The sequence below is a fragment of the Streptomyces sp. NPDC088246 genome (genome assembly GCF_044741025.1).
GTDB lineage: Bacteria > Actinomycetota > Actinomycetes > Streptomycetales > Streptomycetaceae > Streptomyces.
Window position 1 is genome coordinate 1 of record NZ_JBIURV010000060.1, and the last position, 26,163, is coordinate 26,163.

Consider the following 26,163-nt stretch of genomic DNA (forward strand, 5'->3'; position numbering starts at 1 on the left):
ACCCCCCAGGTCATCGACTTCGACAGGGGGCACACAGCCATACCGGACCCGGGGGCCAGGCACCCCATTGCGGGGCCACGAAAACGGTAACGGGGCGGTCGTGACAGGTAGAACTGCGGCCCGGCAACATGGTGGTCAATCGGTCAACACCAAACCCTGGCTGCAAGATCCCCTCAATCCCCTGCTCCTGGAGCGCCTCGTACCAGTGCAAGGCCACCTCTCGGTCGTCCGTGGCCGGTACGGGCTGGATCGGCGGTCCCAAGTCGGCGAGCAGTTCCAACAGGTAAGCACGGCGCTCCATGTACGGGCGGCTACGGAGGTCTTTGATCGCAGGGTCCGGGTGCTGCAGAACATCCCAGCAGACGTATGCGGCTGGGTGCCGGGCCGTCAGGGCACGGGCCCGGGTCACGGACGACGCAGCCCGCGACTGCGCGGCCGCGAAGTCCATCCGGCCGTCCCGCCAGATCACCGCCTCCCCATCCAGGACCGTCCCGGGGCGGAGTTCCATGCCGGCCACAGCGAGGTCCATCCAGTGCTGAGTGACGACCCGCCCGGACCGGGCGTACAAGAACACGGTGTCGTCGGTACGGCGCAGCACAGTCCTGTGGCCGTCAAACTTCGGCTCGTACCACCAGCCAGGCCCGTCGGGCAGGGTCGGGACCGCCTGGGCCAGCGCCACCTTGATCGGGAACTCCACAGAACCGATCCTGCGAGCACAGCACCTCCGAAGCGCGCCGTACGGTCCGCACGGCCTACCCGTCCACCAGCCCCGTCTCGGGCTTGCAGATCTGACACGCCTCGATGTCCGGCTCGTCCAGGGCGATGATCGCTTCCTGCCGGTTGATGAATCCGAGCTGCGCGCTGTACAGGCCGCAGCCTCCGCGGTGCAGCATCGCCGTCTCGCCCGACCGCTTCGGCTGGATCTTCCACGACTGCTCCGCCCGCGCCCGCTCCCGGGCACGCTGCTCCTGGAGTTCCTTGGCCTCAAGCTCGCGGACCCGGTTCTCGGCCTGCCGCAGCTGGTAGCGCAGCCAGTCGACCAAGGCCCGGTTCTTGTCCAGGTCGGATATGTCGCCGCCAGGCATGGCTACGCCGCGGCCGGCTCGTGGGCGTGCTTGAGCACCATGCGGGCCTCGACACGGTCGCCGACGTCAACGGAATCCCAGAACGGGTGCGTGGACACGGTGATGCTGAGCTCCAGCAGCCGCGCCCGGAAATCGGCGACCGTGGCGGCCTGTTCCTCCGTGTACCCCGGACTGTCTGCCTTGCCGGACCGGTACCCGGAGTGGAGCTGCTTCTCGCCCTCCCAGCCGGGCATCGGCTCGGCCGACCACGGCAACGTCTTGGCGTACTGCTCGTAGGCGGCGCGGGTCTCGTGCAGGGAGATCTGAGCGTCGCGCAAATCCCGGGGGAAATCGAAGGCGGTGGTCTTGGGCACACGTTAATGCTACGTCTGTTCGAATATTGGATGCGAATGACATGCCGAACCACCCCATAACAGGTCACCCACCCCCGAAATCCTGCCCAGAACCGCCCGCCCCCGCCATACCGGAACCGGCCTCGCCGCACCCCCGTCGGCGGGGCCACCATCCGGAGGCTGCTGCCGTACGCCGCATCTCCCGCACCTTCGTGGCGGGCAAGACGATCAAGCCTCAAGCCGCACCGAGGCCGATGAGGGATGGGACGGCTGTAGTGGCGCCGCTGCGGGAGGCTTGCAGGCTTCGGAGCGGCAAAGGGCGTTGGGGCCCGACCAGCCGGTGCGGCGGGTGGCCGGCGCGGGGGACAGGACGCGATCGAGGTCCCCGAACTCGTTAGCTCCCCACCGGAGCTGCTCTCACTGTCAGTGGTGGCTGTGATGATCCTCGGATGAGCGAGACGATCATCAGGGCCTACCGTTATGCCCTGGACCCGACTGGGGCGCAGGTCGAAATCCTGCACCGTTACGCGACTGCCTCCCGGTGCGGGTTCAACTTCGCGCTCGGGATGAAGATCGCTGTCTATGAGCGGTGGTGCCGTGGCCGTGACCGGCTGGTCGCCGAGGGCATGGACAGGGCGGAGGCCAACAAGAAGGCGCCGAAGGTCCGTGTGCCGAACCGGAACCGGACCCAGGCCTACTGGCGCGAGACCCGCGGCCAGGGGTTCATCGGCCCGCTGCGCGAAGGGCAGGAGCCCCGGCAGCCCTTCGCCTGGTGGGAGGGCGTCAACAACCGGGCCTACTACACCGCGTTCGAGGACGCCGACACGGCGTGGAAGAACTGGCTCGACTCCCTGGCCGGGCGCCGGCCCCCGATGGGCTTCCCTCGCTTCAAGCGCCGCGGCGGCGCACGTGAGTCCTTCCGGATCGTCCACAGCCTGAAGAACCCCGACATACGCTTCGAGGGGCCCCGGCGCCTGCGAATACCCGGCGGAGGCGGACAGCCGGCGTTCACCGTCCGCCTCCACCAGTCACCGCGCGAGCTGACCGGGCTCATCGACTCCGGCCACGCGGTCGTCACCAGCCTTACCGTCTCCCGGCACGGACACCGCTGGCACGCCTCCGTCCTGGCCAGGGTCGAGCAGGAGCTGCCGGTGCGCCCCACTCGCCGACAGCAGGCCGCGGGCCGGGTCGGGGTGGACCTGGGGGTGAAGACCGTACTGGCCCTCTCCGATCCCCTCACTCTGCAGCGGGGGCAGGCCCCCGTCCTTGCCGTGGACAACCCACGCCTCCTGCAGAACACCGCACGCAAACTCGCCCGCGCCCAGCGGATCATGGCCCGCCGCTTCGTGAAGGGCGCCGCACAGCAGTCCAAGGGCTACGAGGAGGCGAAGGCCAAGGTGGCCAAGCTCCAAGCCCTGCTCTCCGCCCGACGGGCCACCTCTCAGCACCTGCTGACCAAACGCCTGGTCGAGCAGTACGCCGAGATTGCCCTGGAAAGCCTCAATACCAAGGGCATGACCCGCTCGGCGAAGGGCACCGCCGACAAGCCCGGCAGGAACGTCCGCCAGAAGGCCGGCCTCAACCGGGCCGTCCTCGACGTCGGCTTCGCGGAGATCAACCGGCAGATCGAGTACAAGGCCCGCTGGCACGCCGTCACCGTCGCCCGCGTCCCTACCTTCTTCCCCTCGTCGAAGACATGCCACCGGTGCGGCTGGATCGACACCGGCCAGACCCTGGCCGACCGTGTGTTCCACTGCCAGGCCTGCGGTATGGTCATCGACCGGGACGCCAACGCGGCCCGCAACATCAAGAACCACGCGACACCCGCCCAGGCCTAGGCCGGGCCAGTCCCCTGGAAAAGGGGCTGTAACGCCCGTGGACTGCAGAAGTCCCCTGAGCCCGCAAGGGCACCGGGGCGGCAGGACGAAGCGGGAAGACCCGTCACCGGGTCACCCTGGGAGGGCAACCTCCCAGCCGTCCTCACATATCCATAGCGCGTACATATGCGAGCAATGCCGGGATCCTCAAAGGTGGTTGAAAACTGCCACCGCGCCCGGCAACCACGCAGGTCGACAAGGGTGCACCCCGTACGCGCGGGGACGGTCCCCACCTGCCCGCCGAGCTCCGCTGGTACCTGTGGTGCACCCCGTACGCGCGGGGACGGTCCCGCGATGACCGCCTACAAGGCCAAGCACGGCAAGTGCACCCCGTACGCGCGGGGACGGTCCCGCCTCCAGTAGTTCGAGCACACGGTTCGGAATGTGCACCCCGTACGCGCGGGGACGGTCCCGTCGGAACCGCGCTGGGGCACGTCCTGTCTGCGTGCACCCCGTACGCGCGGGGACGGTCCCAACCTCATCGGTATGCTCGCCGAGCAGATGGGGCGCACCCCGTACGCGCGGGGACGGTCCCCCCAGGCCCAGCCCAATAGTTCGACTACGAGGTGCACCCCGTACGCGCGGGGACGGTCCCGGATGCAGGTGCCCGCGATGAGCCTGGGAGAAGTGCACCCCGTATCTCGATCCGCCAACCAACGCGCCCAGTTACCCCGTGGCATCACGCTTGAGCGACGCTGGCCGCAGGCCGACGCCACAAGGCGGCGGCCCTGTCGCTGAAAGACCAAAGCCAGAGATAACCGGGCCCACGCTATGCCGAGAGATGCGGCAGGGAGCCACGGCTGAGCTCCAGACCATCCCGGCCAGGCTGACCTCGACCTAGGAAAGCGTGATTCACCGGTTCGGGTATTCGCCCGCCGGGACCGGCCGGGCTGGGGCAAGGTCGTGGGTGAGTCGGCCGGGCCCATGAACGAGGCGGCGCTGCAGCGCGCCCCCCGGCCAGCCTTTGAGGTGTCACCGGCGTTCTGGCCGGTGAGAGAGGGGCGGAGCATGTGGGAGACCGAGGAGTTCGGCAGCCAGCATGAGGGCCGGCCCGGCGTCCTGTTGGCCGACGGAACAGAGCCGGGCCCGGTGTACTTCGACGCGGGGAGCGGGCCGACGATGCACCAGAGCACTGAATGGTGGGTCTACGACGGCACCCTGGGCGCCCCGCTCGCCACCGAGCTGCGCGGTGCGTGCTCGTGTGGCTGGCGCGGCAGCACCCGCCACCCGCTCGACTGGGAAGCCGTCGACCGCCGGCGCCCGTACCTGGCCGACACCAGCGGACCGGAAGACGACTGGGACACCCACATCACTGAAGTACAGGCCCGCACCGTGCCCGTGCCCGCCGACCTCACCACCCTCCTCGACCAGGTCGAGGAACGCCTCACCGCCCTGGTCGCCGACGAACCACTGGCCGCACTCCGCGCCGTCGCCGCCCTGGAACGCCTCACCGAACGGATTGCAACCGACACCGCGTTCAGCATCGACACCGCAGACGGGCCACAGTGGGACACCGTCGCCCAGGCGCTCGGGATCAGCGAACAAGCCGCCCGCTCCCGCCTCACCCGCTACGCACTCCGCCGCTGACCCTGGAGATCGGGCCGCCCGATCTCCAGGATTCATATGGAGGTGGCGGGGCGGCGGTTATCCGCGTACACCCGTGCCCTGTCATGAGGGCGGAACGAACACGGAGCCCGCCCCGGGCGCATCCCTGGGGCGGGTCCCGTCCACGAGCTCGTCTCGAGCCGACAGCAGCTGACGACGACGAAACGGCCCGGTGTCAGTGGCGGCTGATAGATCAACGGCCATGACAGACATACCGATACCCGCGACCGACCAGGCCGTGCTGCTTCCTCGCCGCCTGAACGACCTTGCCGAGGCCGCTGTGTCGGAGAAGTACCAACTGGCCCGTGAGTGGCTTCAGAGCCAGGAGCTGGCTATGGCCGAAGTCTTCCTGGAAGAGGGGCGCAGGGAGTTGCCCGTGGACGGCGAGTACACCGACTGGCGTCAGGCTCAGCAACGGCGGCTCGGGGGGCGAGTCGTCCCAGGCGGGAGCGGGTGACGTTGATCGAGGGCTCGTCGGTGGGCAGGCCGAGGTGCTCGTGCAGATCGTGGACGCGGAACACCTTGCCGGGGTGCTCGTTGAACGCGGTCACGATGCGCTGGTAGACAGTGGCGGTGGTGGTCTGCGCGGGGGCCGGTTCGTGGTCGGGTGGGGTGAGGCCGTCGATGACCTTGCGGGTGGCGGTGAGCTCGGCCAGGCGGGCTTCGGTCTCGGCGAGGGCGGTGGTGAGCCGCTCGATCTGCTCGCGCAGGTTGTCGGCTCGTGCGGCGATCTCATTGCGTCCGGCTCGTGCGGGCCCTCTACACGCGCCTGGACCGCCTCGCAGAACCCTTCCCGCCGCCACGTAGTCCGGATGGGTCACTCACACCGTCCCGCGGGCGCAGGAACCAACACAGCGCCTGACCGGGCGCATTTCAGGGGCAGGCCCGGTCCCCGTTGACTGCGGGACGTGGCACGGCAGGGGCCGCCCCAAACCCCGAAGGAGCCGCCTTGATCAGCTTCCGACGATGTCGAGCAGGTCCTGGAAACGGCGATTCACATGCTCGTTCTCACACGAGCGCCGGACATCCGTATCGGACTGGAGAGCATCGACGAACCTCTGGACGTCGCCTCGGCTATTGAGGAAGAGCTCCTCGATGATGGGGGCCGCCCGGTTGCTGTAGAAGACCTTCCGATTGAGACCGGCTCCGTATCCACCGGGCTCGCCGATGTAGCAGCGCACCATCCACTTGACGATCCCGGGCTTGATGTCGTCGGGAATTTCGGTAAGACCGCCGAACTCCTCAAACAGCCGCAGCGCGGGGCCGTGCTCCTCGTGGCGCTTCCAGTGGTGGCCGATGCCGTTGAGCTTGTCGAGCTGCTTCGCGAAGAAGTCTTTCCGCTGTCCCTTGTGCAGGTATGGCAGCAGCCCAGCAGCGTGGGCCACGCGCACGGTGAGTTCGTCCAGGGAGGCACGCCCGAGCCGGTCCAGAAGGAGTTTGGCGACGGCCAGGCGCACGCCATTTCGAGTGAGCTCACGCAGTTCTTGGAGCACCAGGTAGGCGTTCTCACGGACGACATCGGCTTCGGAGTGACTCAAGGCCGTGCTCACCAGCACCTGGACGATCTCCTGCTGCCTCTGGTCCGGGGCTTGCTCGAAGTCGGCCAGAAGGCGGGTGTCCAGCGTGATGGGGCCAGATGCCTCGATGATCTGCTTGACCTCGTGCACCTCGATCAACGTGATCGGGTCCTTCGACAACACGGCGTCGATGCATGTCGCGAAGGTGTACACGACATCCTCGTAGGCCGCTTCGTACTCGGAGTCCTCATGCTCGAGGTCCTTGCGGATGTCGTACACCCGCGTCATCTTGCGCCACTCGGCACGGTTGAGAAGCCCGATGCGGTAGGCAAGCTTGATCAAGTTAGAGGTCGTGTAGTGCTCGACGTCCTCAGCATTCTGGATCGGCGGGAGCTTCGGGTTCGCAGCCCTGGCAGCCTCACCCGCGATGCCGACACCTACGATCAGGATCTTGTCCTTGAGGTCCCGGACGGCAGCGTTGAACAGACGCTGGCAAGCACTGCTCGGATCGATAGGCAGGATGCGGCGCACCCTCTCGATCAACTTCTTCGCCTGCCAGTCCGGCCGAATCCCCTGCATCAGGCCGGGTACCTCGTCGATGGTCGTCACCGCAACGGAGGTGGCTACGACGACAACGCCTTCTTCGCTCAACTTGTCCTCACCTGGAGTGAATTGAACCTCTTGTTCGTTCAAGGGTACGGACCTCAGCCGCCCGGGCCGATCCGATTTCCGGGCGGGCAGTGCAGGGGATCCCATCCGAGGAAGCCCCGCATTGCTTTGAAACGGTCCTGTCCGACAGCGTCAGGACGCCGCCCAGTTGAGCCCGAGGGCGGCGAGAGCCCGGAGTTTGTCGGCGGTCAGCTTGGCCCTGCGGCTCTTGCTGTTGCTGAGGAATACGCCGAGCTTCACTTCCGACCCGTCCGACAACGCCTCTACGTGGCTCCTGGGGACCGTCACGGAGTCCGTGCGGGCCTTAGTACTGCGCGAGGGGCTGCCACACCTCGCTCGAAGGCACCTGAGGCGGCCTTGGACGGCTTTCCGGGCGCCGTCGGCTCCGGGGGCAGTGGCATGACACCGAGCTGCTCCAGGCGCTCGCGCTGTCAGTCCATCAGCCCTGCCCAGACCGCGTGCTGACGCTGCTTCTGGAGCCACCGCCCGATGTCCATGCCGTGCACGGTGACGCCGGGTTCGACGTAGGCGAGCACGCTCTCCTCTACGAGCGAGCCCTTCCCCGTGACTGGCGAGCGGCTCTACGCTCATCCCGTGGCCGGAAGCTCGCGACCAGGTGGCAGCACCGTTACCCAGGGGAGACCGTGGACGTCCCGACGTTGATCCTGTTGGGGGCGGCGGGCGGTCTGCTGCGCGGGGCCCTGGACCTGTACACCCGATTCGTCTCCTGGCAGGCCGACCGCCGCACCCACCGGCAGTTAGACGCGGCAGGGACGGCACAGGGAGTAGCCCCGCAGTTCCAGGCATACTTCGACCCCGCCGCCGACACCGTCGCGGCCGTCGTGCACAGCGTGATGGGCGCCGGGGCCGCAGTGCTGTTCGGGACCACAGGACAGATCAGCGGTGGGTACGCCGCCCTCGTCGTCGGAATATCGGCGCCCATGCTGCTCACCCAACTCGGCCGCATCCAGACGGTGAACGAGGCGGTGACGGGCGAACGGCAGCCGGCCGCGGAAGCTGAGTTGCCCTCGAGTGCGGCTGACAACGCCGTGGGCGTGGGCGGTACGGACAACTGGGGCGCCATGGACTTCCCCCCGCCCCGAGTGGCGCAGCCATCCACGCCCTCCGCGGATCATCCGGTCCAGCCCTCTGGCCCTGCAGAAGGACCGCCGTCCCCCGCGCGGCCGATGTCTTCGCCAAGGCGGCCCGCCACAGCCGCGGACGCTCGTACGCCGGAGCGCGCATCCGGCGAGCTTCCCGCGGACCGAACACAAATCCCGGATCCCACGCGCACCAGGGACACTTCCTTCCCCGCGAACTCGTCCGACGGAACCGGGTCTGGCTTCGATGGTCGCAGCGCGCCACGATTGCGGCAGGGGCCGGCGCTCGGGGAGGAGGGGCTGTGAACAGAACTCCGCACCTGCTGACCGAGGACCGCCCCGAGTACGAGCGGATCCTCGACGACGTGCTGCGTCACGCCCATGAACGACCGGATCTGGCCGGGGTCGGCGAGCGGCTCAATGTCGGGCAACTGCGCACCATGGCGCTGAACGCCGCGGCGCTGATCACGGCGGCGGCCGCCGGCGAGTACCAACACTACGTACAGGTCCGCGAGGAACTCCGTAGCTCGGCATCCACGTACGAGTCCTCAGGCATGGTGTCCTCGTCCTCGCGCTCGGCGTTTACCTCTGGCTTGTCCGCCTTCCCCGGCTCCGGCACCCGGGCCACCGGCCACCATGCCTCGGCAGGTCTGGGCCATCGGTTCGGCGCTGCCGTGCTGGGTGCCGGACAACCCGGCGGCCGCCGTATCAGCGACGGAGTTGTTCCGCGGCGGTGGGCCGGGATGTCCTTCGGCCGTCGTCTGCTGGCAGCGCTGCTTGGGCTACGCGTGCGCCCAGAGGTACCGAAGGCGGCGGAGACGCGGACACTGCGCACGTCCGAGCAGCGCCTGGCCAGCCGCACGCCCGATCGCGCGCGGCCGGCCAGACGCAAGACACCGGCCCTGGAGGCGGCCGGAGCCGGTGCGCTCGCCGTCATCACCGTCCTGGTGCTGGTGCTGGCAGGCACAGCCGCGGTGATCTTCCTGTTGGTCGGCTACCTCCTGAAGATGCTCAATCCGCCGCCATCGTTCGCGAGCACCATGGTGGGCGCGGGCTGGTCCTTCGCGGCGGTCACTGCGGCAGCCATCCTCGTCGCCGTCGTCGGTCTCCTCATCACCGCCCTGCGCGGCGGTTCGACGTCACTGGCAGCCGAGGAGCAGGACGAGGATCTACGTGAGGACGTGGCACACGCCAGAGAGGCCTGGCGGTTCGCCCTGATGGAACGGGGCATCCTGCCGTTCCTGCGGGACGCGCTCGCCGACCCCGACCCCGACGCCGGCCCCGCGCCGCGCACACCGCATCGTTCGGCGAACCGCATCCCGCAGCTCGGCTACAGCCGGCCGGACTTCACCAGCCCGGACGACGGCCCGGCGGCGGGCCCCCGCCCGACATTCGCCAGCCCGGACTTCACCAGCCCCGACTTCGGAGGCCCCGAGCACGACCTGGACTGACTGGGTCCGGGCACCAGGCGCGTCCCCCCTCCCCATCGGGTTGGCCAAGGTCGGTTCGTCGGTCACCCGACGACCCGCCCGGGCGGCAGGATTCGCCACCTGGACCCAATCGCCTTCAGGTGGCGTCGCAACAGATCGGCGAGGTGGTTGACGGTGTGCGTGGACAGCGGAAGACGGCACTGGTAGACAAGCGGGCCAGACGGGATCTTCTGGTTGTCGTGGACGACGGCCCACGGCTTCCCGATCCGGCCCGAAACCCTGTGGGCTTCGTCCACGACGATCAGGTCCCAAGCCGAAAGGCCGACGGCGTGCGCCCGCTCCAGCGTGCCCAGCCCCAGGCTGGCGTACGTGGCGTACACGGTGACCTTGTCCAGGCCCCGGGTCCACTCCACCAGCTCGTCCACGTCCGTGGTGTTGGGGAAGGACACCTCCTCACCCTGCAGGGACGAGACACCGATCATCGGGCCGGTGCGGCCCCCCTCGCGCCACGCGCCCTCTGTCTGCGTGAGCAGGTCCAGCGAGGGAACAAGCACCAGCACACGGCCCGCGCGGAGCTCCTGCGCGCTGCGCACCGTGACGAGGGTTTTGCCGGAGCCGGTGGCCATGACGACCTGCGTCCGGAGCCCCCGCTCGGGCACGAGGGATTGTGTGGGCAGCTCGAGGGCGCGGAGGACCGCGTCGACGGCTTCTCGCTGGTGGGGCCGTAGATCCACGCCGGCTCTTCCTGTCGGTCTCGGGCTGTGGGCTGTCTGGTTCAGGTGGCGTTGTAGGCGAGTTCGGCGAGTTGCAGGGCGTTGGCGAGGCTTGTCTCGTCGGTGAGGTCGACGCTGACGCGGTACTCCCGGTGGCCCGTGGTGAGGGTGCGGGCGGTGGTGATGCCCAGCTCGTCGAGCTGGGCATGGCCGTAGTTGAGACGCAGGTTGATAGTGCTTGACTCCGCGTAGACGTAGGCGAAGCCGCCCAGCTGCGATCCCTGCCTGCGCAGCCTGAGGTACCGGCTGTAGTCCAGGGGATCGCCCGGCTGGGCGCCTTTGCGCTTGATGCCGTGCACTGCGACGTTGTCCCACCCGGTCGCCGCGGCGAGGAAGCGGACGAACAGTTCGGGTGCCGGGCTTCGCCGCAGGAGGGTGCGTACGGCTTCCTGGCCTTCGCCGGCCACGCCCGGGATGCGTGACGGTACGCCCGGGGCGTCCTGGCCAGGCTGTGCGGCCTGCTGGACCACGGTGGTTGTGCCGTGGTGAGGCTGTGTCAGTTCACGCAGTGTCTGTGAGGCGTCGAGCTCTTCGGCTGTTCCCTCGAACTGAAACACGGTCAGTTTCATCAGATCTCCTCCACATGCGGCTTTCTGTGAACACTACCTGCTCTACTTGAGCTACTACTAGCATCTATGGAAAGTAGGCAAGTGTTCTACGGATGAGGGGATATGAACGGGCCGGTAACGGTGCTGGTGCTGGTTTTTTTGTGGTTGGCCTTCGCGGGGCTCATGTCGGGGTGCGTCGCCGTGGTGGCGGGTGTCCTGGCGTACCGCGAGGGCTCTACGACTGCTGTCGTGTGGGGCCGCGCTGGCATGGCTTTTGCCGTCACCATGGGGGTGCTGGTGGCCGTTGGCGAGGTTGTCCGGTCAGTGCTGCAGGGCGTGTGATCCTGCTCGCTCCGGGGGCAGGGCAGTCAGCTGTCGAAGAAAGCGTCGAGGATGGCGCTGAAGGCACCTCGGGGGCCTCCGAGGTCGTGGCTGGTGGGCTGGGCGTGCGGGTGTCTGGCCGGCGGATTGTGGAGGTAGTCGTTGAAGCGGGGGCTGTCGGGGAGTATTTCGGGCAGCCGTTCGTAGGCGGGCAGTCGGGTCGCGTTACATGTCAGGCACAGCACGCCGCGGACGCACCGGCCGCAGGAGCCGCCGGGCCCACAGCAGGCATGGTCGTGGTCGATGTGCCAGAAGGTCCGGCTGGTGTCGTCGAGGAAGCCGAACTCGTAGTCGGGTTCTTCCTGGCACAGGGCGCAGGCGTCGCGCTGGAACCGGAGGATTCCATTGACCTGGGCGATGGTGAGTGTGTACTTCTGGGCCTGCTGTACGGCCCGGTTGCAGTGGACGCACAGTTCTTTGTCGGCCCGGCGGAACCGGGGGTCCGGGTCGTCGTCGTCCTGGCACCAGGCGCAGCAGAAGTAGGTGTCGTCGTAGGCGTAGTCCACGCGCCGGACGGTAGCGCCGGAGTCTGACATCCAGCGGAAGGCTGTTTCCCCGGGCCTACCCTTCCTGGTTGCCCCGGCGCGAGGGTACGGGCTGTCAGCGTTGGGCGCCCGGGTGTGGCTGATGGCGGCTGGTCAGAGGGCTGCGGGGGGACGGGTTCCGCACTGCTTGTTGATGCGGGTGGCGCGCTCCTTCAACACGGCTGGCCGTGTGTCGTACAGCAGCCGCAGGGCGTGCTCCAGGAGCTCGACCCCGTCGAGGACATCAGCGACGGACAGGGAGTCCTCGTGGCTGGCGTCGTTGCCTATCCACTTCACCGCTTCGAGCAGGTCGGCTTCTTCCGGGTGGCCGGCGGTACGGAACTCCACGATTCGGCTGTGGGCCGTGAGCCGCTGTGTTCTGCCCTTGGCCGTCGTCGTGGTCCGGGGGACGTTTTGGTCGTCCAGGAGTGCTTCGGCTGCTGCTCGTACCCGGTTGCCCGCCGAACTCGGGTCCGCCCACAGGACGGTGGAGGCTGCCAGCAGTCGTTCCGCGATCGGAGCGGGGACCTCAAGGCGGGGTGTGGCAGTGAGGAGCCTGAGGGCGGGGAGGAAGAAGCGTGGGGTGAAGAGCGGCTCGTAGCTGCCCCCGTCCCAACGGTTCTCGTCATCTAGCTGTTCGACCAGTCTCCAGTCACCTGTGATCGCGACGTACTCACGGCACTGCGTGCGGCCGCAGACCAGCGCTCCATGGAACTGGCCATGGATCCAGTCGGGTTCCCAGTGGTTGTGCTTGCGCCAGTCCCTGCTCTCCCAGCTCTCCTCCTGGGCGAGGGCGTGCTGGTCGTCGGGGAGGCCGAGTTCTCCGCGAGCGCAGGAAGGACAGGGGATCGTGGGCCAGGCGCCATCGGTCCAGCCTCGCGCGATGGCTTTCAAGGCTTCTGTATCCACGGCTGCTCCTGATGCGGTCTGGTGGTTCAACAAATTGCGGGGTGAATGACAGGACTGTGGGGCGTCGGAGGGTGCCGTCGTCAGGTCCGGCCGGTCTGGAGCTGTGGGCTGGTGGTTCAGACGATGTGGACGCGTTCGGTGTTGCCGTCCTCGTCGCGCAGGAGGACCTCTTTTCCGTCGGCCATCTGCTGGGCGAGGAAGGCGTAGACCTGTACGGCCCGGTTGATGGTGTCGGTCTTGGACAGTCCGATGATCCTCATGAGTGTGGTGACCGCCTGGGCGGCCACGGGGATGAGGGTGACGGTGAAGCGTTCGTTCTCCGTACGTACGGCGTGAAGCTTGTCCGCTTCTCGGGCCATGCCTCTCAGCCTCCTTCAAGTCGCGGGGAAGGCACCTGCTTGATGCCCGGGTCTCTTCATCATGACATCAATGCACCTGAGCGCCACCAATTTGGTGTGATACCAGGACGGCACAGGTGTGACTCTAATGCTGGCCACCAATGCGCAGCACCAATTTGGTGAGCTTTCGGTGCGCGAGAGGTCTCTTGTCGTGTACTCTGTGGCCGCGGCAACCGTCGTGGAGTGCAGTCGATGAGAGGGGTTCAACATGCGGCTTCATCCAGGCCGGCGAATCAACGGGCGTCCTTGCAGAGCCTGTTACTCGGTTCTCTACGACACGTAGGGGCGAGCAGCTGGCTGGGAGTGACTGATCGAGCTGAGTCACGCGCCGACCGCGGTGCGGGGTTCGATCGGCACAACGCATGGAGGACCCAGCCCTAATGATCGACAGCACCGCACAGACCACCCTTCCCGACAATGGCGGCGAGCAGCCGTCGCCGCAGGCCGAGGTCCAGATCTGGACGACCCCCGTCGACCAGGAGGAAATGCCCAGCAGCGAAGCGCAGGTGGACATTGAGGTGTCCAAGGCGAAGTTCAAGGCTGGGATGCGTGTCCCGGGCCGCAACACCGGACAGATGATCAACGCGTCGACCCGTGTCCTGGGAATCATCGGCTCGGTGGCCGGCCCCCTCCTCGTGCTGAAGCTGTCCGTGGACCTGCCGATGCCCTGGCAGGGCATCTGGGCCCTGGCGCTGGTGATTGGGATCCTGCCCGTGGTCCACGTCCTTCTGGGCAACCGCCACGACAAGCGGTAGCCCGTAGCTGGACCACCTGTTCTCGAAGAAGCGCCGGACCTTTGTCCGGTGCTTTTTCGCGTCCGCTGGTCAGTTGCTAAGCGTGGGTGCCGGGTTGATGAGCTGGTCGAGGAAGTGCTGGGTTTCGGGGTGGGTGGTGTGGATGCGGGTGGTGTGGGTGCCGCGGGTGAGTAGGACGCGGTAGATGTTGAGGGCGTAGCGGAGGTACTGCTCTGGGGGCAGGTCGCGCAGGTCCTTGTCGTGGCTTTGGTCGGGGTGGGCTTCCCAGTGGTCGTTTTCCCAGGTGAGGTCGGGGCCGATGATGACGCCGGAGTGGTGGTATTCGAGGCCTTGGGCGGTGTAGATGCAGCCGATCTGCTGGTGGCCGCCGGTGTGGGTGGCCCAGAGCTGGCTGCGTGGAGCGAGCGGGTTGCCGTCGCTGTCGGTGAGGGTTTCGCGGGCGTTCCACGCCGCTTCCCAGACACGGGTTTCGCCGGTGGGGGAGGGGACGTCGATCTGGATGTCGAGGGGGAGCGTGGCGGTGGCGCGACGGTTGCGTGGCCAGGGCCAGCAGAACCCGGCACTGATGCGGGCGCTGTGCCCGGCGGCGGTCGCCCGCTCGATCCACTCCTGCATCTGGAAGGGGTCCTCGCACAGGCTGAGGCCGTAGCCGGCATGCCCCGCCCAGGGAACCGGCTCGCCGTACAGGAGGGCGTCGACCCAGGCGGTGTACGCCGCCGAGCCGGCGCAGCGGAACGATCCGGTGAGCTCAAGGTGGTGGTGCACCCGCCCAAGACGCAGGGCGGCCGCGTGGATCTCGTCGACGGTGGTGCCTTCGTCGGGGCGGATGACTTGCCGCTCGTCGAGGAAGATGACGGCCAGCGGAACGTGTTTCACCACTGCGGCCAGGTCCGGCGGCAGCCCATCGACGCCACCCCGTTTGATGCGCTGCGCCTCGTCGATGACGAGCGCACCGGCCTGCTGCGCGGTGCTGCGCAGGGAGCCGATACCGGGGAACAGTTCGCGGGCGGCGCTGTGGCCGCGCACGGCGTCCAGGAGGTGAGCGCGCAGGGTCCCGGACGGTGTGACGAAGCGGGGACGCGTCGCGGGGTGGTCGCGCATGAGACGGCCGAGCAGCCGCACGGCGAGCGCGGTCTTGCCGCTGCCAGGGCCGCCGCTCACGGTGATGACCGCACCGTCCCCCTTGCACACCATGGCTTCGCCGCGGGCGGGCAGGTAGCGGGCTGCCGCGGCGCGGATCCGCACGAACGCGTCCTGCTGGTCACCCACCAGAGCGAAGGCGCTGGTGCCCTCCAACTCCGACCCGACATGGTCGAGCAGCCGGCTGGAGGGCTCCCACCGGATGCCCTCGAAAGCGGCCACCTGCGCGGCGCCCGGCGCGGCCAGACCGTCGCTGCGCAACAGGCCGACCAGGTCCTCCGCACGGGCAGATAGGTCAGCACCGCTCAGGACCGGGATATCGGCGGCCGCGGGAGCCTCAGGACGCAGCACAGCAGCCTCTTGCGCACTCGCATTGTGCAGCACCACCACCGCCCGCACATCCAGCTCCGGCGCCCCCGCAGGCCGCCAGTGCGTGAAGAAGCTCCGGTAGGCGGCGACCTGGAACACCGGATGGGCCGTCACCACCCCGTCGCTGCGCATGACCCGCTCCCCGTCCAGGACGCGGCAGGTCTGCCACTGCTTCAGCTCGACCACCACCAGGACCAGCACCCCGTCCGGTCCGGCCCCGACCAGCAGAGCGTCCAGCCGCCGGCTGCCGCCCGGCGTCCCGTACTCCAAGTACACCTGAAGATCCGACAGCCCCGCCCGCCCCAACGCCTCCAGGAGAGGCGGCCAGCTGTTGCGCCAGCTGCGCACCTCGGCGTCACCCGGCACCCCGAATCCGGCCGCCGTATACCGGGCCGCGCACGCCTGGAGGAACGAAGGATCACCGACACGGGCTGCGATCTCACCCACCCGGCCAGCCGCCGCGCACGCCACCCCTGCCGCCCCCGTGGCCGCTGCGCCTGGCACGGGGCGTGGGGAGGGGACTGTGAGGCTGTCGGGCTCGGATGCTGTCGCAGTCTGGTCGGACACGTGTTTTCCCCCGGGTTCTACGACACCCCACAGCCACCCCGCACCCCCAGCCGACCGGGCTGGTCCCTGGCCGTGACGTGCTCCGGACGGCGGAGCTGCCGGGTTGTCAGTGGCCGTCTCTAGGCTGTGAGTTGTCGTCATCTGCTGGAACCTGACCCGCGCAGACTACCAAACCAAAATCCTATCGACGGCTCGATAAGGGCATGCTTATGATGCCCTGCATGAAGAGTTCGACGTTCGTCATGGTCCACGTGGGCCAAAGCACGGAGTCCCAGCGCAACCTCGAGCACGGCATCGAGACGCTCTCCTGGGGCTTCCCGGAGAAGAAGCCCGAATACGAGGACGCCCACCCTCAGTTCGCACTCCTGGCCACCGGTGCCTCGCCGCGGGTCCAGCTCGAGAACTGGCTGCAGGACACCGCCACCCTCTACCTCTTCCAGGTCCGCGGCGGCTTCTACGAAGGCAGGTCCTGGCACTGGCCCGACGAGGAAGCAGAGCAGCGCCTGAAGTACCCCCAGCGCTTCGGTATCGAGCCGCTGGCCAAGCTCGAGAACGTCCCCCTGGGCCCGGACGGCCCGCTCACCGAGGCCGGCAGCGACGCCCTTCGCCGCTCGGGCACCGACCGGGGCATGGGCAAGCTCGTCCAGATGCCCGCCCAGCGCCTCCTGGAGCTCGCCGGGATTCCCTTCGACCCCGACGAGCCCGAAGACGTTCCCCTGGACAAGTCACCGGGCTTCACGGCCGAGCAGGTCGAGGGCAAGAAGAAGCCCCAGCGCCGCCGCCGCGGCGCCGGCTACATCTCCGACCCCAAGAAGCGCAAAGCCATAGAACTGCACGCCGAGAACCACGCGGTTGCCCACTACGAGAAGGACGGCTGGACGGTCGAGAAGCTGGGCAAGCCCTACGACCTGCGCTGCACCCGCGGCACGGAGGAGCGCCACGTCGAGGTCAAGGGCACGACCGGGGCCCCGACGAGCGTGGAGCTGACCATCAATGAGGTGCTGCATGCCCGGGACAAGGACAACACCGTCGACCTCTACGTTGTCAGCGACATCAAGGTGAATACCCTTACCGACCCGTACACGGCCAGTGAGGGCACGGTCTCTCACTACACCGACTGGGAGCCGGCCGAGGAAGACCTGAGGCCCCGTAAGTACGAGTACCGGCTCCCGGACTGAACCGGCTGAGCGTCTGGCTGCAGGGAGGCGGCCGAAGGCTGACGCCCGGTCACCTGTCCTGCGGTCAGGAACCTCTCACCACGACATCTCCCAACAGCCCGCCCGGAACGAACCGGTATCCGTGGTGTTGGGGAAGCCCGCCTCTCCTCCCCGCAGGGAAGAGACCCCGATCATCGGGCCCGTGCGGCCGCCCTCGCGCCACGCGGCCTCGGTCTGGGCGAAGCAGGTCCAGCGACGGCACGAGCACCAGCACACGCCCCGCGTGGAGCTCCTCCGAGCTGCGCACGGCGACGAGACTCTTCCCGAACCCGGTCGCCGTGATCACTTGTGTCCGAAGCCCCCGCTCGGGCACAAGTGATCTTGCAGGACATCCGAGAGCTCAGATAACCGCACCCACAGCCTTTCTCTGGTGCGGACGAAGTGTTTTCTTTTCCATCGAGGCATCCCTTTCAACGCAGTGGCGCTTCCGCCCCGTCTTCGCCCTGAGAGGAGGTCAGATGCTGACCCCGGCGACATCGCCTTCGCCGACCAGCACGCTGCCCACGGAAACTTCCGCAACTGGGCCCGCCTGACCGCCCACACCCACACAGCCCTCCACCGCACCGGTCGCACTCACGTCGACCAGGACATGCTGCGCTGGGCGTTCAGCCGAATCGGCGCTGGCTCCTGACCCACCGCGCCCACGCCACCCGGCAGGCTGGCTCCGGCCCTGTTCCAGCGTCCTACGCCCACTCCACCCCGAGCTCGGCGAGGGCGGCGTGCTGCTCCGGGGTGAGCCGGTCGCGGCGGCTTTTGGTGTTGCTGATGAACACGCCGAGCTTCACGACATGCTCCTGGCCGTCGACCTCGACGGGCTCTTCATGCTTCCTCGGGACTGGCCGCTCGTGTCCTTCGCGGTGGAGGTATTGGGCGAGGGCTGCGACTCCTCGCCGGAACGGTGCCGACAGACCACCCGCTTCCTTGGCCGCCCCTGCTTTCACCGGTGCCGGCTGGGGCTCTTCGGGTGTCACGCCGAGCCCGGTCAGCCGTTCCTGCTGCACACCGGTGAGCTGCGCCCAGGTGTGTGCCCTGCGCTGCTGCGCGAGCCATTTCCCGAGGTCGTCGCCTTCGAAGAGGACGCCGGGCTGGATGTCGGGGAGGGTGCCGTCGGCTTCGGTGTCGGCGAGGTCGGCGAGGACCCGGTAGTGCCGTTGCCAATCGAGAGGCCAGGAACAGTTCCAGTCCTCATCGATCGCGGCCAGCTGCTGGGCCCGTGTCCCGGCACGTTCCTGGTCTTTGCCGAGGCCGTCTTTGCGCCGGAGGTTGGCCATGAGCTGCCCGATCGCCACCAGCTCGTCGTCGGCTTCGCCCCATACGGCGTCCTGCCGCGGCGCCAGGTGCCCGTGGGCCCGGTGGAACGACCGGAGCGCGGCGAGCTTCGTCTCCCACGCTTCGTCGCCCGGCTCCCAGACCATCCCCTCCTGGTCGAGGAGTTCTTTGCGGTGGGTGTCGAGTTCACCGGCCCGGTGCGCACGCCGTTGCTGGTGGACCCACCGCCCCAGCGGGAACCGGGTGACACCGACCTCGACCATGGTGTCGTAGGGCACCGCGTACAGCCCGGTGATCTCGTGTTCCTCCCTCCACCGGCGGAGGGCCTGGTAGCCGTCCAACCACACCAGCGACTCGGGCCGGAACACCCGGGTCCGCAAGAACGCCGCGATCGTCGCAGGATCACGAGGTGTCGAGAAGTGCAGCAGCGCGGCCTCGACGACGGCTTCGGTCCCGTCCTCCAGCTCGACGACCTCACCCTCACCGGCACCCTCGGCTCCGGTGATCCGTCCGTCCTCATCTCGCTTTACATGGACCGGTCGTTGCCTGCTGCTCCGCGTCAGGGCGCGGGATGCGAGCTGCTCGACCAGACGTTCATCATGGGAGCGCAGCCCTTGAAGCAGAGCGACAAGGGGTGCAAACGAGGCGGAGGCGACCATGTCGGTGGGGTCTTCGCCGGGTTCCAGGAAGACGGGCACGATGATCCTGGCGACCTTTGTCGCCCCGTCGGGGTTGGGCCTGAGCGCGCGGCCGATGTTCTGGACGATCTCGACCTGCGACCCACGCGTGTCCGCGAAGCACACGGCTTCGACACCTCGCTCGCCGACGATGTCGACGCCTTCCCCGAGGATTCGGACGGAGGCGAGGAACGCCCGGTGCACTCGGCGATCGTCGGCGTCGATCCCGTTGGCGAACTGCCGCAGAACTTCGCGCCGCTCGCTCACGAGGTGGTCGCCGCACAGCCACTGCGCCCAGACCCGCTCCGGAGGAACATGGCGGTAGGGCTCCAGGTCGTAAAGTTCCGCATCGATCGAAGAAGCCGGCAGCCGGGCTGCGTCCTTGAGGAACTGGTCGGATGCTTCGGTGGCGTAGAGCTCGGCGGCGGTCTCGGGGAGTTTCTCCGCGAAGGCACGGGCTTCCTCGACCCGCTGGTGGAAGGTCAGCACGGTGCGGAGGTTGTGCGCGGCCGCGTGCTCCAGCAGCGCGGTCTGGAGCAGGGCGAGCCGCCGGCCCCGAAGTGCTTCCTCGGACATGCCGAGGACCGGCTCGGGGTCACGGATCTCGATCACGTCGATCTCAAATCCGGCAAGGACGCCCCGCTCGACGCTCTCCGAGAGACCCAGCTCGTGGACCCATTCGCCGTAGGGGCCTGCCGGATCGCTGGTCATGCTCGCGATCTCCAGCTCTTTGCCGTCCTTGCCCTTCTGCGGCCGCGCCGCCGCCAGAATGCGCGGAGTAGCGGTGAGGTAGAGGCGGAAGTCCGCGGGGATGCGGGTGTTGTCGTGGATCGCCGCCCACGGCCGACCAAGATCACCAGCCGTAGCATGCGCCTCGTCGATGACCGCGAGGTCGAACCCGTCCATGGACTGTCCGTACAGCCGCTCACCACCCGCGAGAGCGGCCTCCAGCGGCCCCCGCACCTTCTGCTGACCCAACGGGGCATCGACGTTTTCCCGGTCCACGAGAGAGGCGTACGTGGCGAACACCACCACGGGCCCGTGTCCGGCCCACAGGGCCATTTGGATGGGGTTCGTGGTCGTGTTCACCCCGAGCTGCTCCAGGACGTCATCCTTCTCCAGCGAACACACCGCGACCATGGGCGCGGTGTGGCCGACCCGGCGCCACGCTTGTGCGGTCTGCACCAGAAGATCCAAAGTGGGGACCATGACGAGGATCCGCCCGTTCTGGAAGTTGTCCAGGGCGGCGGCTGCGGCAGTGATCGTCTTCCCGGAGCCGGTCGCTGACACGACGGTGGCGCGTGCTCCCTGGGTCGGGACAGATGATCTTGCAGGGAATCCCACCCACTTACGTGCGATGTGCCGGTTTGGTGTCAGTGAGCGGGTGTCAGTGACGACAGGTCAGGCCGGGGTGTTTCCCCTGTTCAGGCGTTTATGAAGGAGAGCGTCACTGCCATGGGCCGGTATCTGTAGCGGGACTGGCTGTCATGGGGCGGTACACCCCACTCCGCTCCACTGTCTTGAGAACGGCACTTCTGATCCTTCGGTGGCTGTGCGGCGGCACGATGGTCGGTGTCACCTGGTCCACCGTCGCGGCCGCTACGCCACGGTCCGAATCATCCACTCGCCGGCTCCGGTGCCGATTGACGTCCTTGGCTAATGACGTTAGCCTCTGAGCTATGGTTGTTAAGAGGTCGCTGACGCCGGCCGCCGTGGTCGACGTGGCGCTCGGCATCGTGGACGAGCACGGGCCGGACGGCCTCACGCTCGCCGCCGTGGCGCACGGCTGCGGGGTCGCCACGCCGTCGCTCTACAAGCACGTGGCGAGCCTCGGCGAACTGAAGACGCTTGTCGGAGCACGGGTACTGGAGGACATGACCGACCGGATCGCGACGACCGTCCTGGGCACCGGCGGCGACGAGGCGGTCACTGGGTTGATGCGCGCCTACCGTGCGTACGGCGCCGCGCACCCGAAGCGGTACGCCGCGCTGCCGATGGACCCGCTGCACGACCCGATCCAGGAGGCGGCCGGCGCGAAGCTCGTCAGCGTCATGTATGCCACGCTGCGCGGCTACGGGCTCGAGGGCTCGGCGGCCGTGCACGCGACCCGGCGCCTGCGGGTGCTCGTGCACGGCTTCGTGTCCATCGAATCCGGGGACGGCTTCGGCCTGCCGGAAGACCTCGACGACACCTACGACCAGCTCATCCAGATGTATCTCGCCAGCCTGAGGAGCGAATCATGAGGATCCCGCTGTCCGTCGCAGGCGTACTGTTCCTGCTCTACCCCGCCCTCCGCCCGTGGGAGGACGAGTCCACCACCTCGGGTGCCGCCGCCGCGATGGGCTCTACCGCGTGGATCGTCGCGCACCTGTGCGCGATGATCGGGTTCATCCTGGTTGCGATTGCACTGCTGTCGATCAACCGCGTGGCGGCGATCGTGTTCTGGATCGGCGCCGGCCTGACGCTGCCGTACTACGGCGCCGAGGACTTCGGCCTGCATGCGATGGCCAACCAGTCGAACGTCCTCGACCTGGCCGAGGACGTGCGCTACAACCCGTTCGCGATGACGATGTTCGGGCTCGGGTTGCTGACCATGGCGGCGGCCGCGATCCTCGTCGCGGCCCGGATGCGCACGGTGCCGGCGATCCTGTTCGCGGTCGGATTCGGGCTGTTCCTGCCGCAGTTCTTCGGTCCGCCCGCGCTGCGGATCGCGCACGGCGTACTGCTCGCGGCCGCCTGCGTGTGGCTGGCCTGGGACGCGAAGCGGGTCCAGCCCGCGCCGGTGCCGGCCTGACTTGAGGTCGTTGCCTCGTGCGTCTGTGGCTCCGACCTGTGGCGCGCGGTACCGGACAGTCGATGATCACCGCGATCAAGGTGTTGCTCAACCCCTGATTCTGCGCACGGCGAGTGCGCGCGGAGGCCATTCGGGCGTCCCCTCCCGCAGCCCAAGTCGCACTGAAGAGCGGGTGTCATCTCAGCTCCCCGAGATCCTACAAGTGCCTCTGTAGCGCTCTCTGAGCGCCTGTCAGCCGTCCCGGGCCCAGTTCGGGGCGGCTGCCGTTTGCGGCCCGGAGGGGCGTACAGCGGTTTCTGATGTGTCGGCCGCCCCGGGAGGGGGTGCCGAGTCGGCGTCGACGGCCCATTCCGGCACGCCGGTTGCGGGCGCAGGCCACCAGTCGAGATCCGGCTCCGCAGCCGCCGGCGGGGTGCCGGGCGCGTCAAGGCCGGATTCGAGGGGCAGCATCGGCTCGGAGCGCGGGGCTGGCACCTCCGGCGGCGGCTGACGCCGCGCCGGAATCAAACGCAGCAGCAGGGACGGGGACGCTGCTCCGGCTCGCCCGGCAGGGTGTGTCGGCGGGTCTGCTGTCCCGCGAGGGGTCAGTCGGGCAAGGGCACCCGGATGACAGGCTCGAAGGGGCGCTTGTTGAAACCGGTCCGCAGATTGCGGCAGCCCGGCGCCTTGCACATGAAGAACTCCTCGACGGTCCTCCGGCCTGTGCGCTTCTTGAGCCAGTCTTTCTCCGTGGCATTGAGGCGACGGTGCTGTTCGTCAGATTCGCAGGTGTAGCAGTACATCGTGTCGGCTGGCACGACACCCCCTGAAATGGGCGGATAGGTGAACTGCCAGCGTATGAAGGCATGTTGGGCAACGACAGTACGCAACAGGACAACTCGACGCGATGTGCCGGGTTGATGTCGGTGGTTGGGTGTCAGTGACGGTATGTCAGGCCGGGGTGTTTTCGCTGTCCGAGCGTTGAATGGGAGAGAAGGTGACTGCCGTGGAGCGGTGCATGCGAGGAACACTGCTGTCATGGGGCAGTACACCGCGCCCCGTGGCGCTGTCTTGAGAACGGTACTTCTGATCCTTCCGAGGGCTGTACGGCTGCACCGTGGTGGGTGTCGGTGGCCAAGCCCACCCCGGACCGTTCCCGCGGCGGATACCGCCGCCCCGTCCCACCCCTTGTTCCGCCTCCCGTCCCTCGCGCCCGCCGCGCCCTCACCGCAGAGCAACGCCACCTCGCCGACCGGCTCCACCACCGCGCGGACACCCTGCGCGCCACAGCAGCAGCCGACGCGGACGACCCAGGTCTGAACATCCGTGACGCCGTCGACCTGGCCGCCGTTCAACTCTGCCTCCACGCCCCCACCGCCGACCGTGTCTGGATGCCCGCACGCGCCCCCCCGGTGAAGGGTCCTGCCGCTTCGGTGCGGTGGCACGGGCCGGGGCGCCGTCCCGGTGAGGGGCGGTACCCCGGCGGCGTGGAGCTGCTCGGGGATCCAGATGCGCCGCTCCCGGGCGGCCTGGTAGATGACCTCCCGGAAGCGGCTCTTGCGCATGCGCACTGCCGCGTTGGTGATCTTCAGCTTGTCCGCGATCTCGGTGTCCGGGTACCCGTCGATGGTCAGCCGGATGACCGCCTGGGTCTCCCGCTTCTGCTCGTCCAGGATCTCTTCGAAGATGGTGACGAAGGCCTCGGGCTCGACCAGGTAGCCGGATGCCTGGAGCAGGCCTGCGATTCCCCTGCGCCCGCCCGGCGTCTCCTCCCCGAAGTCGCTGAGTGCGTGCAGCTCGTGCCAGCGGACCTGCTCCTGCGCCCACTTCTTGAACACCCGCCCGAACTCCCAGATGCACGTGTGGATGTAGTACGTCATCAGGCAGCTGGCCCCACGGGGGCCGCCGTAGTTCGGGTCCCATTCCTTCTCGATCAGCGCCTTGCGCCGGAACGTCTTCAGCGCCTTGATCTGCATCTCGATAAGGATCTCGTCGCGGGCGGCTGCGTCGGCCTTCAGGGTGGCGGCGTCCTCGGGGCTGATCCAGAGAGCGATGCCCCGCTCGCGGTGGCGCTTGATCGCGAGTTGGCCGAGCTTGCCGTTGCGGATCACGCCCTTCAGGATCGGCTCGCTCTGCGCCCACAGCTCGTTACGGAACTTCATGTACTCCGGGCCGTCGAGGCCGTAGTGAGCCAGTTCTTCGACCAGGGCGGCGCCCTGCTGTATGCGGTCTGCTCGGTCGGTGGCCAGGCAGGCGTCCACGGCCTGAGTGATCTCGTCCGTAAGCATAAAAATCTCCCCGGTTCTGGACCGCGCCGAGCGGGCGACAATCTGCTTTTGTCGCGCGTAGTTTGGAGACGCAGTCGACTTGTTGTACGGGCTCATGTGCGGGGAAAACTGCGAATGTCACACAAGATCTGAAAAAACTTTGAACTTCTCGGGACCGAAGTCTCCACGGCTCTCTGACCTGCAGGAACACGGCGTAGCCGTAGGGAACTTGCTCCCTGGCCGCCCCGTGGCCCGGCCGGTCGAGCTGTCCCGCAGCTGGCCCTCATCGCCGTCGGCGCTCCGCGGCGCCCGGGGCCCTTCCCGGGCCCGGTGACGGTGCGACCGGACCCAGCTGCGATGTGCCGGTCTGGTGCAGTGGCGATATGCCAGGTTGAGGCTGTTTCGCTGGTGGGGTGTTGAGCGAGGGCGTGGTCACTGACACGGGGCGGTACCTGGGGAGGGTGTGGCTGTCATGGGGCGGTACACCCCGCCCCGTGCCGCTGTCTCGGGAACGGCACTTCTGATCCTTCGATTGCTGCGCGGCGGCACGGTGGTCGGTGTCGGTGTCCGCCGGGGGAAGGACGTGGGGTGGGGGAGTCAGGCGCGTGGGGTGAGGTTACGGCGGGGTTGAGGGTGTCCAGGCCGGTGCTGGTCGCGCGGTTGCTGGAGCTCGATGCGGCCGGGGCGCTGACCACGGCGCACGTGCGTGCGGGCGCCCAGGTCGATGGGGTGACTGTGCGGACGGTGTGGCGCTGGCTGGGGGCGGCGCGGTCGGAGGGCCGTGTGGGGCGGCGGCCGCGGGCGCGGCTGGAGTTGTCCGACCAGGCGTGGGAGGTGCTGACGCAGGCGGGCGGGAATGTGTCGGTGCTGCACCGGCACCTGAAGGATGCCGGGGGAGAGGTGCCCTCGCTGGCGTCGTTGCACCGGGTGGTGCGCCGGGACTTGGAGGCCGGCCGGGTGCTGCCGGATCGCGTGGTGGTGCGGCGGGAGCGGGAGGAGCAGCAAACGCGGCAGGCACTGGCTGACCTCGACCTGGCCGGGCCGCGTGAGGATGACGTGGCGAAGGCTGCCGCGCTCCGGCTGCCGCGCTCCGTGCCGACGGCGGCGTCCGCAGTCCTGCCGTCGGGGGAGAGCGGTGCGGTGGCGGGGGTGGCGTTGCCGGCGGGAGCGCAACTGGTGTGGACGTCGTCGGTGCGTGCGGTGGCCGAGGCGGTCGGGCAGGCGATGGCGGCCGAGGGCGCGGTGTGTGTGTTCGGCGACCCGGGCCGGGGCAAGACCGCGGCCGTTCGGATGGCGCTCAGCGAGGTGCCCGCGGGCTGGAAGGTGACGTGGGTGCCGGTGCCGGTGCGCCCGTCGGTGGCCGGCATGAGGCGGGCGGTGTTCGACGCTCTGGCACTGCCGGGCCGCTTCCCGCACACATCGGCGCTCGCCGACGCCGTAGTCGCGGGGGCTCTGAGCGAGGCGCGGGTGCTCGTGATCGATGAGGCACAGCGCCTGCCCGTGCCGTGCCTGGAGTACCTCCAGAGCCTGTGGGACCACCCGGGCACACGGATCACGCTGGTGCTGTGCGGGGCTGGCACCGAGCGGGCGCTGGCCCGGCTGCCGCAGTTGGCGTCGCGTATCGGTGCGTGGCAGGAGGTTCCACGTCTGGCCGTAACGGAAGTGACGACCGTGGTGACCGGCTTCCATCCGCTGTGGCGCACTGTCTCGGCCGAGGATCTGGCATGGATCGACCAGACGTCTGCGCACGGCACGCTCCGCACTTGGGCCGCTTTGACCACACACCTGCAGAACGCGTTGCTCATCACTGCTGACGCGGTTGCCAACCGGGCCTTGCTGGGGCGGCTGTGCCAGCGGGTCGCGCCGCCGCTGTGAACCCGGCGCACGCTCCGGCGGCCAGCACACACGACGACCCACCCGCATGAGGGGAACTGGCATGGAGGACGGTGACGCTGTCCGTGCAGCCGGCGGGCTGCCCGCG

At 68.3% G+C, this 26,163-nt stretch carries 23 protein-coding genes and 1 CRISPR repeat array; of the genes, 11 read left to right on the top strand and 12 right to left on the bottom strand.

Going from position 1 to position 26,163, the window contains the following annotated elements; all coding sequences use genetic code 11:
* Positions 1-10 precede the first annotated feature (10 nt).
* Genes ACIPEK_RS40045 through ACIPEK_RS40055 form a run of 3 tightly spaced genes read right to left on the bottom strand, consistent with a single transcriptional unit; the run spans position 11 to position 1,438 of the window.
* Positions 11-697, bottom strand: coding sequence for a hypothetical protein (locus tag ACIPEK_RS40045; RefSeq protein ID WP_402006961.1), 687 nt, complete (start codon positions 695-697; stop codon positions 11-13).
* A 55-nt stretch (positions 698-752) separates the two neighbouring features.
* Complete coding sequence (locus ACIPEK_RS40050; protein ID WP_402006963.1) at positions 753-1,085, bottom strand: DUF6233 domain-containing protein; 333 nt, start codon at positions 1,083-1,085, stop codon at positions 753-755.
* A gap of 2 nt (positions 1,086-1,087) precedes the next feature.
* Positions 1,088-1,438, bottom strand: a complete 351-nt coding sequence (locus ACIPEK_RS40055) for a hypothetical protein (protein WP_402006965.1) — start codon at positions 1,436-1,438, stop codon at positions 1,088-1,090.
* A 428-nt stretch (positions 1,439-1,866) separates the two neighbouring features.
* Between ACIPEK_RS40055 and ACIPEK_RS40060 the strand changes: the two genes are divergently transcribed.
* The 3 genes from ACIPEK_RS40060 (at position 1,867) to ACIPEK_RS40070 (ending at position 5,356) form a co-directional block, all read left to right on the top strand.
* On the top strand, positions 1,867-3,255 hold the full coding sequence (locus ACIPEK_RS40060) for an RNA-guided endonuclease InsQ/TnpB family protein (protein WP_402006967.1): 1,389 nt from the start codon (positions 1,867-1,869) through the stop codon (positions 3,253-3,255).
* A 240-nt stretch (positions 3,256-3,495) separates the two neighbouring features.
* Positions 3,496-3,889: a CRISPR direct-repeat array (repeat unit 29 nt; unit sequence GTGCACCCCGTACGCGCGGGGACGGTCCC).
* A 413-nt stretch (positions 3,890-4,302) separates the two neighbouring features.
* A complete protein-coding gene (locus ACIPEK_RS40065; RefSeq protein WP_402006969.1) occupies positions 4,303-4,881 on the top strand; it encodes a hypothetical protein in 579 nt (192 codons plus the stop codon).
* Positions 4,882-5,101: 220 nt separating this feature from the next.
* Positions 5,102-5,356, top strand: a complete 255-nt coding sequence (locus ACIPEK_RS40070) for a hypothetical protein (RefSeq protein ID WP_402006971.1) — start codon at positions 5,102-5,104, stop codon at positions 5,354-5,356.
* A 496-nt stretch (positions 5,357-5,852) separates the two neighbouring features.
* Here ACIPEK_RS40070 and ACIPEK_RS40075 read toward each other — a convergent pair whose 3' ends face one another.
* Positions 5,853-7,109 (bottom strand): hypothetical protein, encoded by a 1,257-nt coding sequence (locus tag ACIPEK_RS40075; RefSeq protein ID WP_402006973.1) that lies wholly within the window; start codon positions 7,107-7,109, stop codon positions 5,853-5,855.
* A gap of 620 nt (positions 7,110-7,729) precedes the next feature.
* On the opposite strand from ACIPEK_RS40075, the gene ACIPEK_RS40080 reads away from it, so the two are divergent.
* Together ACIPEK_RS40080 and ACIPEK_RS40085 are read left to right on the top strand one after the other, a co-directional pair.
* Positions 7,730-8,491, top strand: coding sequence for a hypothetical protein (locus ACIPEK_RS40080; RefSeq protein WP_402006975.1), 762 nt, complete (start codon positions 7,730-7,732; stop codon positions 8,489-8,491).
* Positions 8,492-8,835: 344 nt separating this feature from the next.
* Entirely contained in the window at positions 8,836-9,636 is an 801-nt protein-coding gene (locus tag ACIPEK_RS40085; RefSeq protein ID WP_402007012.1) for a hypothetical protein, read from the top strand.
* A gap of 62 nt (positions 9,637-9,698) precedes the next feature.
* Here ACIPEK_RS40085 and ACIPEK_RS40090 read toward each other — a convergent pair whose 3' ends face one another.
* Both ACIPEK_RS40090 and ACIPEK_RS40095 read right to left on the bottom strand, forming a co-directional pair.
* The gene (locus tag ACIPEK_RS40090) at positions 9,699-10,349 is read right to left on the bottom strand and encodes a DEAD/DEAH box helicase family protein (RefSeq protein WP_402006977.1); all 651 of its coding nucleotides are present in this window, start codon (positions 10,347-10,349) and stop codon (positions 9,699-9,701) included.
* Positions 10,350-10,390: 41 nt separating this feature from the next.
* Positions 10,391-10,957, bottom strand: coding sequence for a hypothetical protein (locus tag ACIPEK_RS40095; RefSeq protein ID WP_402006979.1), 567 nt, complete (start codon positions 10,955-10,957; stop codon positions 10,391-10,393).
* Positions 10,958-11,059: 102 nt separating this feature from the next.
* On the opposite strand from ACIPEK_RS40095, the gene ACIPEK_RS40100 reads away from it, so the two are divergent.
* Positions 11,060-11,278 (top strand): hypothetical protein, encoded by a 219-nt coding sequence (locus ACIPEK_RS40100; protein ID WP_402006981.1) that lies wholly within the window; start codon positions 11,060-11,062, stop codon positions 11,276-11,278.
* 26 nt (positions 11,279-11,304) lie between these two features.
* Here the strand turns inward: ACIPEK_RS40100 and ACIPEK_RS40105 are convergent, their stop codons facing one another.
* From ACIPEK_RS40105 to ACIPEK_RS40115, 3 genes are all read right to left on the bottom strand, one after another.
* Complete coding sequence (locus tag ACIPEK_RS40105; protein ID WP_402006983.1) at positions 11,305-11,823, bottom strand: endonuclease domain-containing protein; 519 nt, start codon at positions 11,821-11,823, stop codon at positions 11,305-11,307.
* A 132-nt stretch (positions 11,824-11,955) separates the two neighbouring features.
* Positions 11,956-12,750, bottom strand: coding sequence for a DUF4145 domain-containing protein (locus ACIPEK_RS40110; protein WP_402006985.1), 795 nt, complete (start codon positions 12,748-12,750; stop codon positions 11,956-11,958).
* A 116-nt stretch (positions 12,751-12,866) separates the two neighbouring features.
* The gene (locus ACIPEK_RS40115) at positions 12,867-13,109 is read right to left on the bottom strand and encodes a hypothetical protein (RefSeq protein ID WP_402006987.1); all 243 of its coding nucleotides are present in this window, start codon (positions 13,107-13,109) and stop codon (positions 12,867-12,869) included.
* Between the two features lie 419 nt (positions 13,110-13,528).
* On the opposite strand from ACIPEK_RS40115, the gene ACIPEK_RS40120 reads away from it, so the two are divergent.
* A complete protein-coding gene (locus ACIPEK_RS40120; RefSeq protein WP_402006989.1) occupies positions 13,529-13,903 on the top strand; it encodes a hypothetical protein in 375 nt (124 codons plus the stop codon).
* A gap of 69 nt (positions 13,904-13,972) precedes the next feature.
* On the opposite strand, the gene ACIPEK_RS40125 is transcribed toward ACIPEK_RS40120, so the two are convergent.
* Complete coding sequence (locus ACIPEK_RS40125) at positions 13,973-15,859, bottom strand: DNA/RNA helicase domain-containing protein (RefSeq protein ID WP_402006991.1); 1,887 nt, start codon at positions 15,857-15,859, stop codon at positions 13,973-13,975.
* 341 nt (positions 15,860-16,200) lie between these two features.
* On the opposite strand from ACIPEK_RS40125, the gene ACIPEK_RS40130 reads away from it, so the two are divergent.
* Positions 16,201-17,157 carry a protein NO VEIN domain-containing protein gene (locus tag ACIPEK_RS40130; RefSeq protein ID WP_402006993.1) on the top strand — a complete coding sequence of 319 codons (957 nt, stop codon included), beginning with the start codon at positions 16,201-16,203 and terminating at the stop codon, positions 17,155-17,157.
* Between the two features lie 722 nt (positions 17,158-17,879).
* Here ACIPEK_RS40130 and ACIPEK_RS40135 read toward each other — a convergent pair.
* Positions 17,880-20,519: a Helicase associated domain protein gene (locus tag ACIPEK_RS40135; RefSeq protein WP_402007014.1), complete on the bottom strand. Its 2,640-nt coding sequence runs from the start codon at positions 20,517-20,519 to the stop codon at positions 17,880-17,882.
* Between the two features lie 302 nt (positions 20,520-20,821).
* Here ACIPEK_RS40135 and ACIPEK_RS40140 point away from each other — a divergent pair, with 302 nt between their 5' ends.
* Positions 20,822-21,385, top strand: a complete 564-nt coding sequence (locus tag ACIPEK_RS40140; RefSeq protein WP_402006995.1) for a TetR/AcrR family transcriptional regulator — start codon at positions 20,822-20,824, stop codon at positions 21,383-21,385.
* Positions 21,382-21,936, top strand: a complete 555-nt coding sequence (locus ACIPEK_RS40145) for a hypothetical protein (protein ID WP_402006997.1) — start codon at positions 21,382-21,384, stop codon at positions 21,934-21,936. The genes ACIPEK_RS40140 and ACIPEK_RS40145 overlap by 4 nt, the downstream gene beginning before the upstream one ends.
* 584 nt (positions 21,937-22,520) lie before the next feature.
* Here ACIPEK_RS40145 and ACIPEK_RS40150 read toward each other — a convergent pair.
* Positions 22,521-22,733, bottom strand: coding sequence for a hypothetical protein (locus ACIPEK_RS40150; protein WP_402007016.1), 213 nt, complete (start codon positions 22,731-22,733; stop codon positions 22,521-22,523).
* A 2,094-nt stretch (positions 22,734-24,827) separates the two neighbouring features.
* Here ACIPEK_RS40150 and ACIPEK_RS40155 point away from each other — a divergent pair.
* Positions 24,828-26,057 carry an AAA family ATPase gene (locus ACIPEK_RS40155; RefSeq protein ID WP_402006999.1) on the top strand — a complete coding sequence of 410 codons (1,230 nt, stop codon included), beginning with the start codon at positions 24,828-24,830 and terminating at the stop codon, positions 26,055-26,057.
* Positions 26,058-26,163 lie beyond the last annotated feature (106 nt).